Origin of the sequence: Acidovorax delafieldii 2AN, from assembly GCF_000175235.1 — a bacterium.
GTDB classification, from domain to species: domain Bacteria; phylum Pseudomonadota; class Gammaproteobacteria; order Burkholderiales; family Burkholderiaceae_C; genus Acidovorax; species Acidovorax delafieldii_B.
The window spans coordinates 1-1,124 of sequence record NZ_ACQT01000530.1 but is presented as its reverse complement, the minus strand read 5'-3'; the positions used below and the strand labels follow the sequence as shown (position 1 = coordinate 1,124).

Below are 1,124 nucleotides of genomic sequence, written 5' to 3'. Positions count from 1 at the left end.
CAACCTGCGCCATGCCGACGGAGCGGCCGCGGTGGCGCGCCAGCTCATTGCCGCGGTGGCAGAGCCCTGGCGCTCGCCCGAGGGGTTCGAGGTGGTGGCGGGGGTGAGCGTGGGCATCTGCATGTTCCCCGAACATGCCGCCACGGCCCAGACCCTGCTGCAGGGCGCGCATGCTGCCGTCTATGGCGCCAAGGCCCTGGGGCGCGGCGCCTGGTGCTTCTACACCGAGGAAATGACGCAGTCGGCGCGCGACCGCCTGGCCCTGGAATCGCGCCTGCGCCTGGCGCTGGCGCACGGGCACATGGTGCTGCACTACCAGCCGCAGATCGACATCGCCACGGGCCGCATCGTGGGCGCCGAGGCGCTGGTGCGCTGGAACGACCCGCAGGAGGGGCTGATCCCGCCAGGGCGCTTCATCCCCGTGGCCGAGGTGTCCGGCATCATCGGCCCGCTGGGCGCCTGGGTGATTGGCGAGGCCTGCCGCCAGGGCCAGCGCTGGCGCGAGGAGGGGCTGCCGGCGCTGACGCTGGCGGTGAATGTGTCGCCGCGCCAGTTCCACCTCACCGACCTGGTGGGCTGTGCGTCCTCGGCGCTGGAGGAAAGTGGTTTTCCGGCTTCTCTGCTTGAATTGGAAATCACCGAAAGCGCGCTCGCCGAGCGCGTTGAGGAATCGCTGCAGACCATGCGCCGCCTGCGCGACCTGGGCCTGCGGCTGGCGGTGGATGACTTCGGCACCGGCTATTCCTCGCTGGCCCAGCTCAAGCGGTTTCCCATCGACGTGCTCAAGATCGACCAAGGGTTCATCCGCGACATTCCGCAAAGCTCGGACGACAAGGCCATCAGCGCGGCCATCATCGCCATGGGCCACAGCATGGACCTGCGGGTGCTGGCCGAGGGGGTTGAGACAGCGGAGCAACTGGCCTTTTTGCGCGAACGCGGCTGCGACACCTTCCAGGGTTACCACTGCAGCCGGCCCTTGCCGGCCGAGGCGTTCGCAGCGCTGGTGCGCGCCCAGCAGGCCGGCTGAGAGCGGGGTGGGCCACCCCACGCCGGTGGCGTGGTTGCCCACGGGGGCGACGACAGGGCGTGCATAAGCTTCGCCCAACGCCTAACGCCTAACGCCT

The 1,124-nt window shown here is 69.8% G+C and carries 1 protein-coding gene; it reads left to right on the top strand.

Translation table 11 applies throughout. The features are described 5' to 3' along the window. The coding region (locus ACDELDRAFT_RS22815; protein WP_005801489.1) for a putative bifunctional diguanylate cyclase/phosphodiesterase at positions 1-1,027 on the top strand (1,027 nt) is incomplete at its 5' end. Between the last annotated feature and the right edge of the window lie 97 nt (positions 1,028-1,124).